This is a genomic window from Corallococcus exercitus (genome assembly GCF_042231735.1).
Lineage (GTDB): Bacteria > Myxococcota > Myxococcia > Myxococcales > Myxococcaceae > Corallococcus > Corallococcus exercitus_B.
On sequence record NZ_CP102577.1, the window covers coordinates 7,380,373 to 7,395,939 of the forward strand.

Sequence of the window (15,567 nt, forward strand, 5' to 3'; positions counted from 1 at the left end):
TCACCCCGTTGGAAGTCCGGGGGAAGGATGGAAGGACGGACCGTGGCCGACTTGGGGAAAGTGGACCTGACCACGGTGCGTCCGCTGGCCTCTGGTGACGGGTGGCGCGTGAGAGAAATCGTCTGCCGCTCCGGCCCGAAGGACCCTGTCTTCGAGGAACAGCACGCCTGGGTGTCCGTCTCCGCGGTCCTGGCGGGAAGCTTCTCCTACCGCTCCCGCGGTGGGCGCGTGCTGCTGACCCCGGGGGCCCTGCTGCTGGGGGAGCAGGGTGCGTCCTTCTGCTGCGGACATGAGCACGGTGTGGGCGACCGCTGCGTCGCCTTTTCCTTCGACCCCGCGCTCATGGAAGAGGTGGCCAGGGACCTGTCCGGGGTGGCGCGGACGGACTTCCCCGCGCACCGGCTCCCACCGCTTCAGCGCCTTGCACCGCTCATCGCTGGCGCCCAGTCGCTGACCGAGCAGCCGGGCTTGTGCGGCGCGGAGGAGCTGGCGCTGCGGATGGCGGGCGCGGCGCTGAGCGGCGTCCACGAGGGCAGGGCCCGCCCCATCACCGCCCACGAAGAGCGCCGGATGGGCGACGCGGTGCGGTGGATGGAGGCACACCTGGAGGAACCGCTCTCACTGGGGATGCTCGCGGAGGAGCTGGGCATGGGCCGTCATCACCTCCTGCGCACCTTCCGTAAGGTGGTGGGAGAGAGCCCCTACAGCTACATCCTGGGCCGCCGCCTGACACTCGCCGCCGAGCGGCTGCGGACGGACGATGCGCGCATCGCGGACGTTGCCTTCGCGTGTGGCTTCGGGGACCTGTCGGAGTTCGTGCGCCGCTTCCGTGCCCGCTTCGGCGTCACCCCTTCCGAGTACCGCAAGAGCACGGCCCTTCCTCGCTGACCTCTGCTCGTGTGGACAGGCCTGGGGGCTGGGGCTCGGCCGCCTGCCGCGTCTGCTCATGGCCCCGGGTCAGTCAGGACAGACGTCGTGCACGACCCGAGCGGGGTCTTCCCACGCTCCTTGGAAATCCTCGTTCTCGATGCTATCGGGTCTGCGCAATTCTTGATCTGGGTGAGGCACGGACCGCGTGGCGAATCATCGTGAGTGGGAGTTCGGAGCGCATCGCGCGTACTTCGAAGAGCCGGACCTGTTGGTGATGAAGTTCAACGGGCCCTCGAAGCTGGAGGACTCGAAGAAGGTGCTGGAAATCTGTCAGGAGGTGTCGGCCAAGGGGCCGGTGTTCGTCATCTCCGACGTGTCGAACTCCAGCATCGAGAAGGACGCGCGTGAGCTGCTGGTGGCGCAGGCGAAGGCCGAGTGGTTCCGCGGCCACGTCTACCTGGGCACGGGCCCGCTCCAGCGCGCGGGCGCCAAGGCGCTGATGCTCGCCCTGTACTTCACGGGCAAGTGGACGGTGGAAGTGGACTTCGCGGACTCGGAGCGCGAAGCGCGCGACCTCATCGCGAAGAAGCGCCTTCAGCCGCCGAAGAAGTAGCCTTGAGCCTGCCGCCTCAGTGCTGGACGTCCAGCACGAGGCGCGTGGGGTTCGTCAGCTCCAGCACGCGGAACGGAGCGCGACGCGTGGTGCCCAGCACCCACGTCACCTCGCCCTCGAAGTCGCACAGCCGCTCCAGCTCCAGCACGGACGGCAGCGCGGGCTTGAGCGTGCGCTGCGCCACCGTGGCCTGCCCCTGGTCATCGTGGGCCCGCGCCAGCGTGAAGCGCACCTCCAGCGCGGCCTGCCCCGGCGGCGTCACGTCGTCGCCCGAGCCGCAGCGCTGCACCGGCGTCTTCACGTAGCCCAGGTGGTAGCCCGGCAGGCGCGGCCCGTCGAACTCGAACACCGTGCGGTCGTAGTCCGCGTGCGTCCCCGTGCGCACCGAGCGCAGCGTGACGGAGGGCGGCTCGCCGCGCGGCTTCTGCACCGCCGCCGTCGTCCACGCCGCGTCCGGCGCCGCATCCACCTGCGCCGTCGGCCTGCCCGCGTCCGGCACGGCAGCGGCCGTGGCCTTGGGGCCTGCCTCCTTCACGTCCAGCACCTGGTGCACCACCGGGGCCGTGGCCGCGGGGCCTTCCCGGGGCACGGTGTTGGAGGGCGGGGGCACGGCCGGCACGTCCATGGGGACGGTCGGGGGCTCCTGCTTCTGGCACCCCAGGCCCAGCAGTCCGCAAGCCACTCCCAGCGCGTACAGCCCCTGTCGCACGTGCATCCGGTTCCTCCCGTCAACCCCGTCACCCGGGGACTTCCCGAGTCCTCGCACACCCCGTGGGCGGAGGCCATGCCCCCGGTGCCTGGAAGATGCGCCCCGCCGGGCCCGTTGCGTATAGGGTCCGGCCGGCCGCGTCCCCCGGCCCCCTTCGTGCACTGGAGAGTTCCGCCCCATGGCCCTCGACCTGACCTCCCTCCCGCGTCCCTCCCGCGACGACACCACCGTGAGCTCCATGGTGCGCGGACTCGTGGGCAGCGAAATCCTCCGCATCGCGGCGGAGATCCGCGAGCTCGTGGCCAAGGGCAACCAGGTCTGCAACCTCACCGTGGGGGACTTCAGCCCGAAGGAGTTCCCCATCCCGGACGGCCTGCGCGACCAGATTGGCACCGCGCTCCAGGCCGGTGAGACGAACTACCCGCCGTCCGACGGCGTGCTGGACCTGCGCCAGGCCGTGCAGCGCTTCTACGAGCGCTCCCTGGGGCTGAAGTACCCGCTGGAGGGCATCACCATCGCGGGCGGCGCGCGGCCGGTCATCTACGCCATCTTCCGCGCGGTGCTCGACCCGGGCGACGTCGTCGTCTACCCGGTGCCGTCGTGGAACAACAACCACTACGCCCACATGCTGGGCGCCCGGAGCGTCGTCGTGACCACGGACGCGGCGGCGGGCTTCATGCCCACGCTGGCGCAGCTGGAGCCGCACCTGTCCACCGCGCGCCTGCTCTGCCTGTGCAGCCCGCTCAACCCCACCGGCACCATGGTGGACCCGGAAGCCCTGCGCGCCATCTGCCAGCGCATCGTGGAGGAGAACCGCGCACGCGAGGGCCGCGGCCAGAAGCCCCTCATCCTGATGTACGACCACATCTACTGGGTGCTGAGCTTCGGCGGCACGAAGCACGTGACGCCCGTGGCGCTGGTGCCGGAGATGGCGCCGTACACCGTGTTCGTGGACGGCATCAGCAAGGCCTTCGCCGCCACCGGCGTGCGCGTGGGCTGGGGCGTGGGCGCGCCCACCCTCATCTCCCGCATGCGCGACGTGCTGGGCCACGTGGGCGCCTGGGCGCCCAAGGCCGAACAGCTCGCCACCGCCCGCTACCTGGACGACACCCAGGCCACCGAGTCCTTCCTGACGACCATGCGCCAGCGCGTGGAGGTGCGCCTGGACGCCCTCTACAAGGGCTTCCAGCGCATGAAGGACGCGGGCCTGCCGGTGCACGCCATCGCGCCGCAGGGCGCCATCTACCTCACCGTGCGCTTCGACGTGGTGGGCAGGGACGGCCTCACCACCAATGACGCAATCCGCAAGCGCCTCCTGGAGAAGGCCCGCTTCGCGGTGGTGCCCTTCCAGGCGTTCGGTCTGGCGGAGGACACCGGCTGGTTCCGCCTCTCCGTGGGCGCCACCTCGGTGGCTGAAATCGAGGCGGCCCTCCCCCGGGTGGAGGCCACCGTGCGGGAAATCCTCGCGGCGAAATAGCCTGTTTCCTCCACAGACCGGCAGGCAGGGAATAGCCTGCCGTCGCGCACGTTGAGGGCGCCGCCAACATGCTCAAGCGCTTCGTGGACGTCCGTGACGAGGAGGTGGGGGCGGTCCTCGGGGCGTTCGTCTACTTCTTCACGCTGATGTGCGGCTACGCCATCCTGCGGCCCATCCGCAACGAGATGGGCACCGCGGGGGACGTGAAGCACCTGCCCTGGCTCTTCACCGTCACGTTCGTCGTGATGCTGCTGGCGGTGCCGGCCTTCTCCGCGCTGGTGGCGCGCTATCCCCGGCGGGTGGTGGTGCCGCGCGTCTACCGCTTCTTCCTCTTCAACCTGCTGGCCTTCTTCGCGCTGCTCAAGTGGGGCGTGGCGAAGGAGGGCGTGGCGCGCGCCTTCTACGTCTGGCTGAGCGTCTACAACCTGTTCGTCGTCTCCATCTTCTGGAGCTTCATGGCGGACGTGTTCGCCAGCGACCAGGGCAAGCGCCTCTTCGGCTTCATCGCCGCGGGCGGCACCACGGGGATGATTGTCGGCCCGTTCCTGGTGGGCCGGCTGGCGGAGCCGGTGGGGCCGGTGAACCTCATCCTCGTGTCCGCGGTGATGCTGGAGGTGAGCGCGCAGTGCGTGCGCCGCCTGGGCCACTGGGCCCGGGACGTGCAGCACCAGCCCGCCACGCGCGAGGGGCCGGTGGGCGGCGGGATGCTCGCGGGCTTGAGGCTCCTGGTGACGTCGCCGTTCCTGCTCGCGCTGGGCCTCCAGGTCTTGCTGTACGCGGCGACCTCCACGTTCCTGTACTACCAGGAGGTGCAGCTCGTCGCGTCCCTGGCGAAGGACGCGGCGGCGCGCACGGCGGCGTTCGCGGACATCGACTTCTGGGTGCAGGTCCTGACCCTGGGCATCCAGACGCTCGTCACCGGGCGCGTCATCTCCCGGCTGGGATTGGGCGTGGCCATGGCGGTGGCGCCGGTGCTGACGTTGATAGGGTTTGGCGTGCTCGCGTTCGCGCCGGTGCTGGGGGTGCTCATCGGCGTGAAGTCGCTGAGGGGCGCGAGCCACTACGCGCTGGAGCGCCCGTCGCGCGAAATCCTGTTCACCACGGTGGACCGCGAGGCCCGCTACAAGTCCAAGAGCTTCATCGACACGGTGGTGTACCGCGGCAGCGACACGCTGAGCGCGTGGCTGCAGGGCGGACTCACGGCGCTGGGCCTGGGCATGACGGGCCTGTCGCTGGCGGCCGTGCCCCTGGCCGCGCTGTGGCTCGCGGTGGCCCTGTACCTGGCGCGCCAGCAGCGCACGCGCGCCGCTGAAGTCATTCCGCAGACGACCCTTCCCGGAGGAACCACGGCATGAAGCTGTCCCGAAGAGGCGTGATTCAAGCAGCGGCCGCGTTGGGCGCGGTCCAGGTGTTGGGCTGTGCCTCGTCCCCCAAGGCGGGCCCCGGCCCCGGCTCGGCGTCCGACGCGAGCAAGGGCGGGGATGACGCCCCGGGCAAGCCCCTGAAGCTCCTCATCCTGGGCGGCACCCGGTTCCTGGGCCCCGCGCTGGTGCAGGCGGCGCAGGCCCGCGGCCACACCCTCACGCTCTTCAACCGCGGCAAGTCCAACCCGGGCCTCTTCCCGGACGTGGAGAAGCTCCAGGGCGACCGTGACCCCAACAAGGGCGAGGGCCTGAAGGCGCTGGCGGGCCGCAAGTGGGACGCGGTCATCGACACGTCCGGCTACGTGCCGCGCATCGTGAAGGCGTCCGCGGAGCTGCTCGCTCCCAACGTGGGGCAGTACGTCTTCATCTCCAGCGTGTCCGTCTACAAGGAGATGACGAAGAAGGACCTCAACGAGTCCGACGCCGTGGGCACCATCCCCGACGAGACCGTGGAGGAGGTGAGCGAGACGAGCTACGGCCCGCTCAAGGCGCTCTGCGAGAAGGCCGCGGAGACGGCGCTGCCCGGCCGCACGCTCAACATCCGCCCCGGCCTCATCGTGGGTCCGGATGACGGCTCCGACCGCTTCACCTACTGGCCGCTGCGCGTGGCGAGGGGCGGCGAGGTGCTGGCCCCCGGCGACGGCGAGGACCCGGTGCAGATCATCGACGCGCGCGACCTGGCCGCGTTCATCATCCGCAACGTGGAGCGCCGCACCGCGGGCATCTTCAACGTCACCGGGCCGCTGAAGCCCATGAACATGAAGGGCATGCTGGAGGACATCCAGAAGGCCACCGGGAGCGACGCGCGCTTCACCTGGGTGGACAGCGCGTTCCTGGAGCAGCAGAAGGTGACGGCCTTCGGGGACATGCCCGCGTGGGTGCCGCGCACCGGCCCGGAGAGCGGCATCGGCGCCGTGAGCATCGCCCGCGCCACGCAGGCGGGGCTCACCACCCGCCCGCTCGCGGACACCGTGCGCGACACGCTGACCTGGTTCCACGGACTGCCGAAGGACCGCCAGGAGAAGCTGCGCTCGGGCCTGTCGCCTGACAGGGAGAAGGAGGTGCTCGCCGCCTGGCACCAGGCAAAGGGCACCGCCAAGGCGGGCTGAGCCGGAGCGAGGGATTGGACGATGGCATGGCGCGACAGCCTTTCTTCCCTTCGCGGTTCCGGGCGCTCCTGATGCTGGGGGCGCTCTGGAGCCTGCTGTCGGGTTGCAAGCCCGCGTCGCCGGGGCCTGCGGGCGTGGCGGCCACGCCGTTCAATCCCAACGCGGCGGGGTGCTACCAGCGCCTGGGGAAGGTGAACCCCGCGTTCCAGCAGGGCTACCGGGACCTGGCGGCGCTCCTGGCCCAGCCGGCGCCGCTCGTGTCGCTCCTGCCCGGCGTCGTGGCCGCGCACGAGCGCGTGCTCCAGGCGGGCCGTGCCGCGCCCGCGAGCTCCCGGCTGCCGGAAGAGGACGTCTACGTCTGCTGCGTGCGCGACACCCTGGAGGCCCGGGTGGCCCGCGAGGTGAAGGCCACGGTGGACGGCGACGCGGGCACCGGGGACAGGCGCGCCCGGCTGGAGGCGCTGCTGGCGGCGCTGCACGGCCTGCCCTGGTCCGGCCCCAGGTGGACGGACCAGGAGCTTCCCGCCATCGAGAAGCACGTGCGGGACGCGCTCGCGGCGCTGCCGTGATGTGATGGGCGCGGCACCTCTTCCTCCTGGTGAATCCATGGCGAACGGCGAGAACGTCGACCTGTCGGCCACCCGGCCCGCGGAGTACCTGCGCGAGGGACTGCTGTCCCCGGAGGGCAAGCCGCGCGAAGGGCTCAACGGCCTGCACTCGCTGGGCATGGCCTACCGGCTGAAGCAGGAGGGCACGAAGCCGGAGACGGTGGCCGCGCTGCTGGCCAGCCTGGTGAAGGCCTCCTCGCGCTTCATCCCGAAGGACACGCGGAACGTGGACCTGTCGGATGGCGCGCGCCAGGAGGTGGCGGCGGCGTGGAGCGCCACGGGGCCCACGGGCACGGGCGTCCTGGGGGAGCTGCGCTCGGCCATCCTGCCGTGCGTGGGCAACACCGCGACCCTGGGCGCGATGCTGCTGCACGTGGAGCGCATCCACCGGCAGCTCCTGCTCGTGTCCGTGACGCCGCCGACGGACACCTGACGCCGGCTGTGCCCGGTCGTGGGGCGGCCGGGCTTCCGGACGCGAGGCGGCGGGCAGGCGAGGAACAACAGGCGCTGGCCGGGCGCGTCACGCGTCCGCACCTTCCCGACATGGAACGCGACCGGGACAGCAGGCATCACGTGGTCATCGTGGGAGCGGGCTTCGGCGGGCTTCAGGCCGCGAAGGCCCTGGGCAAGGCGGACAACGTGCGGGTGACGGTGGTGGACCGCTACAACCACCACCTCTTCCAGCCGCTGCTCTACCAGGTGGCGACGTCGGTGCTGAACACCGCGGACATCTCCGCGCCCATCCGCAGCGTGCTGCACTCGCGCAACACGGAGGTGCTGCTGGCCGAGGCGAAGTCGGTGGACGCGCGCCGCAAGGTGCTCGTCGTGGAGGGCGGGGAGATTCCCTACGACTCGCTGGTGGTGGCCACGGGCGCGTCGCACTCGTACTTCAAGCACCCGGAGTGGGCGCAGGTGGCGCCGGGCCTGAAGACGCTGGACGACGCGGTGCGCATCCGCGAGCGCATCCTGACGGCCTTCGAGGCGGCGGAGCGCGAGCCCGACCCGGTGCGCCAGCGCGAGTGGATGACCTTCGTCATCATCGGCGCGGGGCCCACGGGCGTGGAGCTGGCGGGGGCGCTCGCGTACATGACGCGGCACTCGCTGCCGAAGGACTTCCGGCGCATCGACACGCGCCAGGCGCGGGTCATCCTGTTGGAGGGCCTGCCGCGCGTGCTGAATGTCTACCCGGAGGAGCTGTCGGAGCGGGCGAAGCGCGACCTGGAGGCGCTGCACGTCGAGGTGCGCACCGGGGCCCTGGTGACGGGCATCGACGCGGAGGGCGTCACGTTCGGTGACGAGCACATCGCCACGCGCACGGTGCTGTGGGGCGCGGGCGTGGCGGCGTCTCCGCTGGTGCGCTCGCTGGAGGTGCCGTTGGACCGCGCGGGCCGGGTGAAGGTGACGCCGCACCTCACCGCGCCGGGCCTGGAGGATGTGTATGTGATTGGCGACGTGGCGGCGGCGGAGCAGGACGGCAAGCCCGTGCCGGGCATCGCGCCGGCGGCGATGCAGATGGGGCGGCACGTGGCGAAGACCCTCCGCGCCCGCCTGGCGAACCAGCCGCCGCGCGCCTTCCGCTACCACGACAAGGGCAGCTTCGCGGTGGTGGGCCGCGGCTCCGCGGTGGGCCTGCTCTACGACAAGTGGCGCATGAAGGGGCTGCCCGCGTGGCTCGTCTGGGCGGGCGTGCACATCGCCTACCTCATCGGCTTCCGCAACCGCCTCTTCGTGATGCTGAACTGGGGCTACACGTTCTTCACCCAGGGGGGCCGGAACATGCGGCTCATCACCAGCAAGGTGTCGCCGCGCATGCCCGCCCTGGCGTCATCCACGCAGGCCCCCGCCCTGCCGCCTCCCGCGCGGCCGGAGCTGCCGGCGTCGCAGCCCGCGCCGGTGCACTGAAGCCGCAGGACGTGCGAAGTGAGGAGCGTCGCCCCGGGGCCTGCTGGCGCCGGGGCGATTTCCGTTTTGATCGGGGCCATCCTTCCTCCTGGCTCGAGCTTGCCGGCCCCCTGGAGGGCATGCGGGCGTGACGGAGCGGGACAGGTGGGCCCTGGCCATGTCAGCCTGCCGCGATAGGGAAGGGTAGGGCTGCGCACTGCGGGGGGCCCGACCCGGCGGGTGGGCGGCCGGGGCGGGGAGGGGACAGGCCATGAGGTGGGATGAGATGGGCGAGTCGCCCGGATGGGACAGGACGGTGTCGCGGGACGGGAGCGTGGACGGTGGGTCGGCTCGCGGTGGGCGGGGCTCCGTCCTCGCGGTGGTGGCGGAGAAGCCCGCCGTGGCGCGCGACATCGCCCGGGTGCTGGGCGCCACCGAGCGCGGCGAGGGCTTCCTTCGCGGCAACGGCTACGTCGTGACGTGGGCCATTGGCCACCTGGTGGGCCTGGCGCAGCCACATGAAATCCGGCCCGAATGGAAGAAGTGGCACCGCTCGCACCTGCCCATGCTGCCGGAGGACTGGCCGCTGGTGGTGTCGGACTCGACGAAGGGGCAGTTCGAGGTCGTCCGCCGGGTGATGAACGCGCCAGAGGTGTCCGCCGTGGTGTGCGCCACGGACGCGGGGCGCGAGGGCGAGCTCATCTTCCGGTACATCTACGCCGCCGCCGGGTGCCGCAAGCCGGTGCGCCGGCTGTGGGTGTCGTCGCTCACCGAGCGCGCCATCCGCGACGGCTTCCAGCAGCTCAAGGACGGCAAGGCCTACGCGCCGCTGGCGGACGCCGCCATGGGGCGCAGCCGCGCGGACTGGCTCGTGGGCATGAACCTGTCGCGCCTCTACACGCTGGCGAGCGGGACCTACGGCACCATGCTGTCCGTGGGGCGCGTGCAGACGCCCACGCTGGCCATGGTGGTGGAGCGCGAGCTGGCCATCCGCGACTTCGTGCCCCGGGACTACCTGGAGGTCGTGGCCACCTTCGTGCCGCGCGGCAAGGGCGTGCCGCAGGGGGCGCGCTACCAGGGCACGTGGTTCCGCTCGGGGCCGGACGGCAAGCCGGTGATTCCGCCGGGCTACGACTCCGTGCGCGAGGCGCGCCGGCTGGACGCGGACGGCACGGAGGCGGGCCGCATCATCGACCGCGTGCGCGGCGGCAGCGCGGCGGTGGAGTCGCTGGACGCGGAGACGAAGCGGATGCCGCCGCCGCTGCTCTACGACCTGACGGAGCTGCAGCGCCACGCGAACCGGCTGTTCGGCTTCAGCGCGCAGCGCACGCTGGAGGTCGCGCAGGCGCTCTATGAGAAGCACAAGCTCTTGAGCTATCCGCGCACGGCCAGCCGGCACCTGTCGGCGACGGTGGCGGACACGCTGCCGGAGGTGGTGCGCGCCATCCAGGCCCCGTACCAGGAGGACCTGGCGCCGGGCACGGGCGAGCACCCGCTGGGCAAGCGCTACGTGGACGACGCGAAGGTGACGGACCACCACGCCATCATCCCCACGCCCATGCCGGCGTCGGGCGTGCGGCTGTCGCCGGACGAGCAGCGCCTCTATGACCTGGTGTGCCGGCGCCTGCTCCAGGCGTGGCACGAGGACCACGTCTGGAAGGTGACCACGGTCATCACCGCGGTGACGTCGAAGGGGGACACAGGGCCGGTGGTGGACCGCTTCCACAGCGCGGGCACGCAGGTGGAGAAGGTGGGCTGGAAGGTCCTGGACGTGGGGGGCGGGCAGAAGGCGCCGCGCCTCAAGGCCGAAGGCAAGAAGGGCGCGGACAAGGACAAGGAAGACGAGCCGGACGACGAGCCGCAGGACCTGCCGCCGGGGCTCGCGCGCGGGCAGGCGCAGACGGTGGCGGACGTGGAGGCGGTGAAGAAGCGCACGCGTCCCCCGCCGCGCTTCACGGAGGCGACGCTGCTGACGGCGATGGAGTCCGCCGGGCGCACGCTGGATGAGCGGGAGCTGGCGGACGCGATGCGCGACACGGGGCTGGGCACGCCCGCCACGCGCGCCGCGACCATCGAGCTCCTGCTCGAGCGCGAGTATCTGACCCGCGAGGGCAAGCGCCTGGTGGCCACGGAGAAGGGCATCCACCTCATCCAGGTGGTGCACCCGGACGTGAAGTCCCCCGTGATGACGGGGCAGTGGGAGGCGTGGCTCCAGCGCATCGAGCGCGGACAGGGGGCGCTGGACGCGTTCATGAGCGGCATCGAGGCCTATGTGCGGGAGGTCGTGGGCCAGGCGCCCACGTCCCTGCCGCCCACGCCGGCCACGGCCCGGAGCGGCCCCGCGCCCGTGAGTGGACGCTTTGAAACCGCCCGGCCCCATCCCGCGCAGGCGCCCGCCGAGGAGCTCTTCCGGACCCGTGAGGCCGCGACCGCCGTCGTGCGGAGCGCGGCCCTTGCCAACACCGCGCGCAACGAGGTTGGCGCCGCCGCGAGCAGGCCGCACACGGGAGCAGGCTCCGGTGCGGCGTTCGGCCAGGGCGCGGGAGGCGACGTGCGTCGCGCCGTGGGCGCAGGCGCTCCCGTCAGCGATGCGCGTTACGCCACAGGCACCTCCGGCGCAGGGGTCCCCATCGGCGATGCACGTCACGGTGTCCACGGCGGCTCCGATGCGCACGCGGGCGGCTGGGCGGGGTCGGCCGCCGGGAACACCGCCCGAACCGCGCCCAACATTCCTCCCGCGGAGGTGCGCTCCGCGTTCGTGCAGGCCTCCTCCGAGGGCTTCGGGCGGGCGAAGCGTCAGCCCCAGGCCGTGAACATGGGCAGCGGCCGGCCGGAGCGCGTGCACCGCGCGCCCACGCCCCCGGACAAGCTGCGCGGCCTGCTCAAGGAGGCCTTCGGCTTCAACGACTTCCGCCCGTACCAGGAAGAGGTCTGCCGCGCGGCCACGTCCGGCGAGGACCTGCTGCTCGTCATGCCCACGGGCGCGGGCAAGTCGCTCTGCTACCAGCTCCCCGGCCTCGCTCGCGCGGGCACCACCGTCGTCGTCAGCCCGCTCATCGCGCTGATGGAGGACCAGGTGCTGCGGCTCCAGTCGCTGGGCTTCGCCGCGGACCGCATCCACTCCGGCCGGGACCGCGCCACCTCCCGGCAGGTCTGCGCCGAGTACCTCGATGGCCGCCTGGACTTCCTCTTCATCGCCCCGGAGCGCCTGGGCGTCCCCGGCTTCGTGGAGCTGCTCGCCCGCCGCACGCCGTCGCTCATCGCCATCGACGAGGCGCACTGCATCTCGCAGTGGGGCCACGACTTCCGTCCGGACTACCGGCTGCTGGGCTCGCGCCTGCCGCTGTTGCGTCCCGCCCCCGTGGTGGCCCTCACCGCCACCGCCACGCCGGACGTGCAGAAGGACATCGTCCAGCAGCTGGGCCTGCGCGGCTCGCGGGGTGGCGCCGCGCACACCTTCATCCACGGCTTCCGCCGCACCAACATCGCCATCGAGGTGCGCGAGCTGAACCCGGGCGCGCGCGGCGACGCCATCCTGTCGCTGCTGCGCAACCCCGAGCACCGGCCCGCCATCGTCTACGCGTCCACGCGCAAGCACGCGGAGCAGTACGCGGACCTGCTCGCGCACGACTTCCACACCGCGCCGTACCACGCGGGCCTCCAGCCCCAGGAGCGCGACCGCATCCAGGCCGCGTTCCTCAAGGGCCACCTGGAGGTCATCGTCGCCACGACGGCGTTCGGCATGGGCATCGACAAGCCGGACGTGCGCACCGTCATCCACGCGGCGCTGCCGGCCAGCCTGGAGGGCTACTACCAGGAGCTGGGGCGCGCGGGGCGCGACGGCAAGGACTCGCGCGCGGTGCTGCTCCACGCCTTCGTGGACCGGCGCACCCACGAGTTCTTCCACCGCCGCGACTACCCGGACCCCTCCGTCCTGGAACGCATCTACCAGGCCACCTCCAACGAGCTGGAGCCCAAGGCCTCCATCCAGGCCCGCGTGCGAGGCGACCCCGAAATCTTCGACAAGGCGCTTGAGCAGCTGTGGATCCACGGCGGCGTGGAGATGACGCCGGATGAAGACGTGCGGCGCGGCCGCGCGGGCTGGGCCGTGGCGTACATCGCGCAGCGCGAGCGCAAGCAGCTGCACCTGGAGCAGATGGGCCGGTACGCGGAAGCGCACGACTGCCGCATGAGGCACCTGGTCGCGCACTTCGGCGACGTGCAGGACTCCGGCGCCGCCTGCGGCCTGTGCGACGTCTGCGCCCCCGAGTCCTGCGAGGTGGTCCGCTTCGAGGAGCCCTCCGCCATGGAGGCCCACGCGCTGGGCCGCATCCTGGAGGCCCTGCACGCCCGCGACGGCCAGGCCACCGGACGGCTCCACCGCGAGCTCTTCGGCGAACAGCTCCACCGCCGCGACTTCGAGCGGCTCGTGGGCGGACTGGTCCGCGCGGGGCTGGTGCGCCTGGACTCGGACTCCTTCGACAAGGACGGCCAGGTCATCCTCTTCCAGCGGCTGTCCCTGACGGACACCGGCCGCCGCGCGCGCGTCATCGCCCCCGGACAGGTGGTGCTGCCGCAGGCGCGCGAGGTGCCCTCCAAGAAGCGCAAGGGCCGCACCGCGGCCGGCACCCCGAAGCGCACGTCCCGCAAGCGCGCTGCCAGCACGGAGGCCTCCCCCCGGGGACGCGGCAAGGGGCGCCGTGGCACCGACTCCTGGACGCCGCGCGAGCCCGCCATCGACGCGGATTTCAACCAACAGGCCTTCCCCTCGGACGCACCCCCGCCGGGCCGCGGTGGATGGAGGGCGCGCGCCACGCCGGAGTCGTCGCCGGGCTCGGGGTCCCGGGCGTCGTGGAACGCGTCCCGCACCGCGCCGCCGGAGCCGGGCTACGCGGCGCCACCGGCGTCGCCCGCCCTGGTGGAGTCCCTCAAGGCCTGGCGCCTCACCGAGGCCCGCAAGCGCAAGGTGCCTGCCTTCCGCATCCTCACGGACCGCGTGCTGGACGCCATCGCCAGCGCCCGGCCGTCCAGCGGCGCGGAGCTGATGTCCATCCACGGCGTGGGCCCCACCCTCACGGAGCGCTACGGCCCGCAGATCCTCTCGCTCGTGTCGCGCCGCTGACGGAGCCCCGTGTCTCGCGGTGGACAGGGGACAAGCGGATCCCCAGTCCAGGGCGCGGCACGGGCCCGCGGATCCGCCTTGAACCGCCTGACAAGGGAAAGCCCTTTCCTGGGCCGCAGGCGCGGAGGGCATGCAGCCGGGCAGGGAAGCTTGTTTCCCAAGCTTGTAGGCAAAAGTCCGGGTGCCACCTTCTCACCCACACGCGCATTGGGAGCGGCGTGGGGGTTCAAGGGGGCGCGCAAGATGGAGCTGGGTTTCGAGACGATTGGCAACGCCACACTCATCTGTCACGACAACGGGCCGGTGCTGGTGACCGACCCCTGGACGGACGGAGACGCCTACTTCGGCAGCTGGACGCTGTCCCACGAGGTTCCGGACGAGCAGCGCCAGGCCATCCTCGACTGCCCCTTCGTGTGGCTGTCGCACGGCCACCCGGACCACCTGAGCATGGCGTCGCTGGAGAAGCTGCGCTCGCGCACGCTGCTGGTCCCCAACCACGTGGGCGGCCGCATCCGTGACGACCTGCGCGAGGCGGGCTTCCGCGTCCAGGTGCTCGCGGACCGTCAGTGGACGCGCCTGTCCCCGCGCATCCGCGTGCTGTGCCTGCCGGACGTGAACCAGGACGCGGTGCTGCTCGTGGAGGTGGGCGGCCGGCTCATCGTCAACCTCAACGACGCCGGGGACCGCGGCCAGGGCCGCTTCGTGCGCCGGGTCATCAAGGAGTACAGCGAGACGTACCTCCTGGCCCTGTCCGGCTACGGCGACGCGGACATGATGAACTTCTTCACCGAGGACGGGAACCGCATCCTCCCGTACGCGGCGGCGAAGACGCCCGTGGGACAAACGATTGCGCGCATGGCGGAGACGTACGGCGTGCGCTACTTCGTGCCCTTCAGCTCCATGCACAAGTACCAGCGCGCGGACAGCGTCTGGTGCTCCGAGTACACCACCACGCTGCCGGACTACGCGCGGGGCTTCGCCTCCACCACCTGCGAGATGCTCCCGGCCTTCCTGCGCCACGACTTCACCAACGACTCCTCCGTCTCCATCAACCCGAAGGAGCGCGCCATCAAGCCGGTGGACCCCAAGGAGTACGGGGATGACTGGAGCGAGTGCCTGGACGCGGACGAGGCGAAAGCGCTGGAGCAGTACTTCCGCGCCGTCGAACACCTGGGCACCGTGCTGGACTTCCTGCGCTTCCGCGTGGGCGGCAAGGAGCACGTCATCGAGTTCAACAAGCGCCGCTTCCACAAGGGCATCACCTTCGATGCGCCCCGCAACTCGCTGATGACCGCCGTGAAGTACCAGGTGTTCGACGACCTGCTCATCGGCAACTTCATGAAGACCACCGTGCACGGCGGCTTCGGCAAGGGCAGCCTCTACCCGGACTTCAGCCCCTACGTGGCCAAGTACGCGGACAACGGCAAGGCCCGCACGGCGGCGGAGCTGCGCAACTACTTCAACGAGTACCGCAGCCGCGACATGGTGGGCTACCTGCGCCACCAGCTGGATGCCCACTGCGTGCGCCCCCTCCAGATTCAGTCCGCGGAGCTCCTGCGCACCCTGCTGCCCCCGGGCTCCAACACCTTCCGCATGGCCAAGGAGACCTACTGGAAGATGCGCCGCGCCATCCTCTAGGGGCTCAAAACAAAGGCCCGAGAACCTGACCGGAATCAGGACACCCCGCTGTCCCTTTCGAGGACAGCGGGAGTCCTGCGGCAAAACACTCCTGTTTCCAGACGGTTATCGTTGTG

General features: G+C 71.5%; 11 protein-coding genes. 10 read left to right on the plus strand and 1 reads right to left on the minus strand.

Annotated elements, in window-relative coordinates:
• Positions 1 to 42 precede the first annotated feature (42 nt).
• Entirely contained in the window at positions 43 to 888 is an 846-nt protein-coding gene (locus NR792_RS29650; protein WP_375756065.1) for a helix-turn-helix domain-containing protein, read from the plus strand.
• Positions 889 to 1,075: 187 nt separating this feature from the next.
• Positions 1,076 to 1,483: a hypothetical protein gene (locus tag NR792_RS29655; RefSeq protein WP_375756066.1), complete on the plus strand. Its 408-nt coding sequence runs from the start codon at positions 1,076 to 1,078 to the stop codon at positions 1,481 to 1,483.
• A gap of 16 nt (positions 1,484 to 1,499) precedes the next feature.
• Here the strand turns inward: NR792_RS29655 and NR792_RS29660 are convergent, their stop codons facing one another.
• Entirely contained in the window at positions 1,500 to 2,198 is a 699-nt protein-coding gene (locus NR792_RS29660) for a hypothetical protein (RefSeq protein ID WP_375756067.1), read from the minus strand.
• A gap of 172 nt (positions 2,199 to 2,370) precedes the next feature.
• Here NR792_RS29660 and NR792_RS29665 point away from each other — a divergent pair, with 172 nt between their 5' ends.
• From NR792_RS29665 to NR792_RS29700, 8 genes are all read left to right on the plus strand, one after another.
• Entirely contained in the window at positions 2,371 to 3,669 is a 1,299-nt protein-coding gene (locus tag NR792_RS29665) for a pyridoxal phosphate-dependent aminotransferase (protein ID WP_375756068.1), read from the plus strand.
• A 68-nt stretch (positions 3,670 to 3,737) separates the two neighbouring features.
• Positions 3,738 to 5,024 carry an NTP/NDP exchange transporter gene (locus NR792_RS29670; RefSeq protein WP_375756069.1) on the plus strand — a complete coding sequence of 429 codons (1,287 nt, stop codon included), beginning with the start codon at positions 3,738 to 3,740 and terminating at the stop codon, positions 5,022 to 5,024.
• The gene (locus NR792_RS29675; RefSeq protein ID WP_375756070.1) at positions 5,021 to 6,202 is read left to right on the plus strand and encodes an SDR family oxidoreductase; all 1,182 of its coding nucleotides are present in this window, start codon (positions 5,021 to 5,023) and stop codon (positions 6,200 to 6,202) included. Before NR792_RS29670 ends, NR792_RS29675 begins: the two co-directional genes overlap by 4 nt.
• 26 nt (positions 6,203 to 6,228) lie before the next feature.
• Positions 6,229 to 6,771 carry a hypothetical protein gene (locus tag NR792_RS29680; protein WP_375756071.1) on the plus strand — a complete coding sequence of 181 codons (543 nt, stop codon included), beginning with the start codon at positions 6,229 to 6,231 and terminating at the stop codon, positions 6,769 to 6,771.
• A 37-nt stretch (positions 6,772 to 6,808) separates the two neighbouring features.
• A complete protein-coding gene (locus NR792_RS29685) occupies positions 6,809 to 7,243 on the plus strand; it encodes a hypothetical protein (RefSeq protein ID WP_375756072.1) in 435 nt (144 codons plus the stop codon).
• A gap of 140 nt (positions 7,244 to 7,383) precedes the next feature.
• Complete coding sequence (locus tag NR792_RS29690) at positions 7,384 to 8,712, plus strand: NAD(P)/FAD-dependent oxidoreductase (protein WP_375756073.1); 1,329 nt, start codon at positions 7,384 to 7,386, stop codon at positions 8,710 to 8,712.
• Positions 8,713 to 8,962: 250 nt separating this feature from the next.
• Positions 8,963 to 13,813 carry a DNA topoisomerase 3 gene (locus NR792_RS29695; RefSeq protein ID WP_375756074.1) on the plus strand — a complete coding sequence of 1,617 codons (4,851 nt, stop codon included), beginning with the start codon at positions 8,963 to 8,965 and terminating at the stop codon, positions 13,811 to 13,813.
• A gap of 243 nt (positions 13,814 to 14,056) precedes the next feature.
• Positions 14,057 to 15,451, plus strand: a complete 1,395-nt coding sequence (locus tag NR792_RS29700; protein ID WP_375756075.1) for an MBL fold metallo-hydrolase — start codon at positions 14,057 to 14,059, stop codon at positions 15,449 to 15,451.
• Positions 15,452 to 15,567 lie beyond the last annotated feature (116 nt).

What these genes read in the sequence shown, in the direction of transcription:
- NR792_RS29660 (WP_375756067.1), bottom strand. Translation starts at nt 2,198, where the DNA reads ATGCACGTGCGACAGGGGCTGTACGCGCTGGGAGTGGCTTGCGGACTG.
- NR792_RS29665 (WP_375756068.1), top strand. Translation starts at nt 2,371, where the DNA reads ATGGCCCTCGACCTGACCTCCCTCCCGCGTCCCTCCCGCGACGACACC.
- NR792_RS29670 (WP_375756069.1), top strand. Translation starts at nt 3,738, where the DNA reads ATGCTCAAGCGCTTCGTGGACGTCCGTGACGAGGAGGTGGGGGCGGTC.
- NR792_RS29675 (WP_375756070.1), top strand. Translation starts at nt 5,021, where the DNA reads ATGAAGCTGTCCCGAAGAGGCGTGATTCAAGCAGCGGCCGCGTTGGGC.
- NR792_RS29680 (WP_375756071.1), top strand. Translation starts at nt 6,229, where the DNA reads ATGGCGCGACAGCCTTTCTTCCCTTCGCGGTTCCGGGCGCTCCTGATG.
- NR792_RS29685 (WP_375756072.1), top strand. Translation starts at nt 6,809, where the DNA reads ATGGCGAACGGCGAGAACGTCGACCTGTCGGCCACCCGGCCCGCGGAG.
- NR792_RS29695 (WP_375756074.1), top strand. Translation starts at nt 8,963, where the DNA reads ATGAGGTGGGATGAGATGGGCGAGTCGCCCGGATGGGACAGGACGGTG.
- NR792_RS29700 (WP_375756075.1), top strand. Translation starts at nt 14,057, where the DNA reads ATGGAGCTGGGTTTCGAGACGATTGGCAACGCCACACTCATCTGTCAC.